The sequence below is a fragment of the Rhodococcus sp. EPR-147 genome (genome assembly GCF_001647185.1).
GTDB lineage: Bacteria > Actinomycetota > Actinomycetes > Mycobacteriales > Mycobacteriaceae > Rhodococcoides.
In genome coordinates, this window is record NZ_LVCU01000477.1 from 1 (window position 1) to 4,130 (window position 4,130).

General features: G+C 64.6%; 3 protein-coding genes. All 3 read left to right on the forward strand.

Going from position 1 to position 4,130, the window contains the following annotated elements; all coding sequences use genetic code 11:
* Positions 1-16 precede the first annotated feature (16 nt).
* Positions 17-1,552, forward strand: a complete 1,536-nt coding sequence (locus A2J02_RS20365; protein WP_068052762.1) for a carboxyl transferase domain-containing protein — start codon at positions 17-19, stop codon at positions 1,550-1,552.
* A 4-nt stretch (positions 1,553-1,556) separates the two neighbouring features.
* Positions 1,557-3,545, forward strand: coding sequence for an ATP-binding protein (locus A2J02_RS20370; protein ID WP_068052759.1), 1,989 nt, complete (start codon positions 1,557-1,559; stop codon positions 3,543-3,545).
* On the forward strand, positions 3,542-4,130 hold a 589-nt coding region (locus tag A2J02_RS20375), incomplete at its 3' end, for an acyl-CoA dehydrogenase family protein (RefSeq protein ID WP_197478087.1). The genes A2J02_RS20370 and A2J02_RS20375, both read left to right, overlap by 4 nt.

Below are 4,130 nucleotides of genomic sequence, written 5' to 3' on the forward strand. Positions count from 1 at the left end.
GGGGAGCGTCGAGGCCATGAACACCAAACTCGGCGAGATCGAAGCCGAGCACTCGAAGGCTCTGCTCGGTGGCGGTCAGAAATACGTGGAGCGACACAAGAAGCGCGGCAAGCTTCTCGCCCGTGAACGCATCGAACTGCTGATCGACGAGGACTCGGCCTTCCTCGAACTGTGCCCACTCGCGGCCTGGGGCAGCGACTTTCCCGTCGGAGCCAGCACCGTCATGGGTATCGGCGTGGTGTGCGGCGTCGAATGCCTCATCGTCGCCAACGACCCGACGGTCCGCGGCGGGGCGAGCAACCCGTGGACGCTGAAGAAGGGGTTCCGCGGCAACGACATCGCCACGCAGAACCGGCTTCCGGTCATCTCCTTGGTCGAGTCCGGTGGAGCCGATCTACCGACGCAGAAGGAGGTGTTCATCCCCGGCGGTCGCATGTTCCGTGATCTGACGCAGCTCTCGGCGGCGGGCATCCCCACGATCGCGCTGGTGTTCGGTAACTCCACCGCAGGCGGCGCGTATATCCCCGGCATGTCCGATCACGTCGTCATGGTCAAGGAACGCTCCAAGGTCTTCCTCGCCGGACCACCGCTGGTCAAGATGGCGACCGGCGAGGACTCGGACGACGAATCGCTCGGCGGTGCCGAGATGCACGCCCGAAAGTCCGGCCTCGCAGACTATTTCGCCGTCGACGAGCAGGACGCCATCCGCATCGGGCGCAGCATCGTTTCCCGTTTGAACTGGAAGAAGAAGGGCCCCGAGCCGCGCGCCGAGGTCATCGAGCCGTTGGCCGACCCCGAAGACCTCCTCGGCATCGTCCCCACGGATCTGAAGATCCCGTTCGACCCACGCGAGGTCATCGCCCGCATCGTCGACGGTTCGGATTTCGACGAGTTCAAGCCCATGTACGGCGGTTCGCTCGTCACCGGCTGGGCCGAGCTGCACGGATATCCGATCGGCATTCTGGCCAATGCCCGCGGTGTGTTGTTCAGCGAGGAATCGCAGAAGGCGACGCAGTTCATTCAGCTCGCCAATCGGTCGAACACCCCACTCCTGTTCCTGCACAACACCACTGGATACATGGTCGGAAAGGAGTACGAGGAGGGCGGCATGATCAAACACGGATCGATGATGATCAACGCCGTCTCCAACTCGAAAGTTCCGCATATCTCCATCCTGCTCGGCGCGTCCTACGGAGCCGGTCACTACGGCATGTGTGGCCGCGCATTCGATCCGCGATTCCTCTTCGCCTGGCCGTCCAGCAAATCCGCCGTCATGGGCGGCGCGCAGCTCGCCGGTGTCATCTCCATCGTCGGACGCGCCGCCGCCGAAGCTCGCGGACAAGCCTTCGACGCCGAAGCCGATGCCGGAATGCGCGCGATGATCGAAGGCCAGATCGAGGCCGAGTCGATGCCGATGTTCCTCTCCGGACGCCTCTACGACGACGGCGTCATCGACCCCCGTGATACCCGCACGGTGGTGGGAATGTGCCTGTCGGCCATCGCCACCGCCCCGATCGAAGGCACCGCCAACTTCGGTGTCTTCCGGATGTGAAGCCATGACCGTATCGTCCGTTCTCGTAGCCAACCGCGGCGAAATCGCCCGACGCGTGTTCGCCACCTGTCGCGCCGAGGGCATCGACACCGTCGCGGTGTTCTCCGACGCCGACGCGAACTCCCCGCACGTGCGCGAGGCCGACTCGGCAGTGCGGCTCCCCGGAAACAGTTCGGCCGAGACGTACCTGCGCGGCGAGCTCGTCATCGCCGCAGCGGCGGCCGCCGGAGCCGACGCGGTGCATCCGGGATACGGATTCCTCTCCGAGAACGCCGATTTCGCGCAACAGGTGCAGAACGCCGGCCTGACGTGGATCGGGCCGCCCGTCAAGGCCATCGAATTGATGGGCTCGAAGGTCGAGTCCAAGAAGATGATGGCCGACGCCGGCGTGCCGGTGCTGACCCAGCTCGATCCCGAGTCGGTCACCGAGAACGAGCTTCCGGTGCTGATCAAGGCGTCCGCAGGTGGCGGTGGGCGCGGCATGCGCATCGTGCGCAATCTCGAGAACCTGGATTCGGAGCTCGAAGCCGCCGGGCGCGAGGCACTCTCGGCATTCGGTGATGGAACGGTATTCGTCGAGCGGTACATCGAGACCGGTCGGCACATCGAAGTGCAGGTCATGGCCGACAGATTCGGCACGGTGTGGACGGTGGGGGAGCGCGAATGCTCGATCCAACGCAGACATCAGAAGGTCGTCGAGGAGGCACCGTCGCCGCTCGTCGAACGCATCGACGGCATGCGCGAGAAGCTCTTCCATGCGGCGACGCTGGCCACCGAGGCCATCGGCTACGAGGGTGCGGGTACCGTCGAATTCCTCGCCGACGAGAAGGGCAACTTCTTCTTCCTCGAGATGAACACCCGTCTGCAGGTGGAGCACCCGGTCACCGAATGCACGACGGGACTCGACCTGGTGGCGCTGCAGATCAGGGTCGCCGCGGGGGAGCGGTTGCCCGCCGAGCAGCCCGAGACACGTGGACACTCCATCGAAGTTCGCCTCTACGCGGAGGATCCGGCCCAGGACTGGCAGCCGCAGAGCGGTGCCGTGCACCGATTCGAGATCCCCGGTGCGCAGTTCGAGGTTCTCGCGAAGGCCGGCATCAGGGTCGATTCCGGCGTCGAGACCGGCAGTGTGGTGGGAACTCATTACGACCCGATGCTCGCGAAGGTCATCTCGTTCGCGCCGACGCGGGATCAGGCTGCGAATCTACTGGCGAAAGCGTTGCACAAGGCCACCGTTCACGGCCTGAAGACCAACCGCGATCTACTGGTCAACATCCTGCGGCATCCGGCGTTCCTGGCCGGGGATACCGACACGGCTTTCTTCGACACGCACGGGCTCGAGGTACTGGCTCAGCCGATCGCACACGGCCGCGCCGAGGAACTCTCGGCTCTCGCGGCTGCGTTGGCCGACGCAGCGAGCAACGTCGCGCAGGCGCGGGTGAACCGGGGACTGCCCGGCGGTTGGCGCAATCTCCGGTCTCAACCGCAGCGCAAGACGTACAACGACATCACCGTCGAATACTCGATCGGTCGCAGCGGACTCACCGCCTCGGTGGACGGCGTCGAACTCGAGGGCGTCGAACTGATAGAGCACACTCCGACGCGGGTGACGCTCGACGACAACGGAATTCGTCGTATCTTCCAGGTGAGCAGCTACGGTTCGGACGTCTTCGTCGATTCCGCGCTCGGTCCGGTCAGGTTGATCAAGGCCCCGCGGTTCACCGACCCCACCGACGAGGTCGCGGCCGGTTCGCTGCTCGCACCGATGCCCGGCAGTGTCATCAGAATCGCTGCAGCGCAGGGCGATACCGTCACCGCCGGTCAGCCCATCCTGTGGCTGGAGGCGATGAAGATGGAACACACGGTCACCGCGCCTGCCGACGGTGTGCTCACCGAATTGAACGTTGTGGAAGGCCAGCAAGTCGAAGTCGGCGCAGTTCTCGCCGTTGTCACCGAAGAAGCCGTCACCGAAGAGGGAGTGGAGCAATCATGAGTTTCATCGAAACCGAAGAGCAGAAGGGTCTGCGCAACGCAGTCTCGTCACTCGGCAAGCGCTACAACTACATCGACTACGTCCTGCCGAAGGCGCGCAAGGGTGAGCCGCTGACCGAACTGTGGAACGAGGCGGGCAAGCTCGGCTTCCTCGGCGTCAACCTTCCCGAGGAGTACGGCGGCGGTGGCGCGGGCATCTACGAACTCGCGCTCGTGCAGGAGGAGTTGGCCGCGCACGGTGCCGGTCTGCTGCTGGTCGTCGTCAGCCCGGCCATCTGCGGCACCATCATCGGCAAGTACGGCACGGCCGACCAGAAGCAGGAGTGGCTCACCGCGCTCGCCGACGGGTCCAAGATCATGGTCTTCGGCATCACCGAACCCGACGCCGGCTCCAATTCGCACCAGATCACCACCACGGCGCGTCGTGACGGTGACGAGTGGATTCTCAAGGGCAACAAGATCTACATCTCCGGCGTGGATCAGGCCGATGCGGTTTTGATCGTCGCACGCACCGAGGATTCGAAGACCGGCAAGCTCAAGCCGGCGCTGTTCATCGTGCCCACGGACGCTCCGGGTCTGCAGAAGA

What these genes read in the sequence shown, in the direction of transcription:
- A2J02_RS20370 (WP_068052759.1), top strand. Translation starts at nt 1,557, where the DNA reads ATGACCGTATCGTCCGTTCTCGTAGCCAACCGCGGCGAAATCGCCCGA.
- A2J02_RS20365 (WP_068052762.1), top strand. Translation starts at nt 17, where the DNA reads ATGAACACCAAACTCGGCGAGATCGAAGCCGAGCACTCGAAGGCTCTG.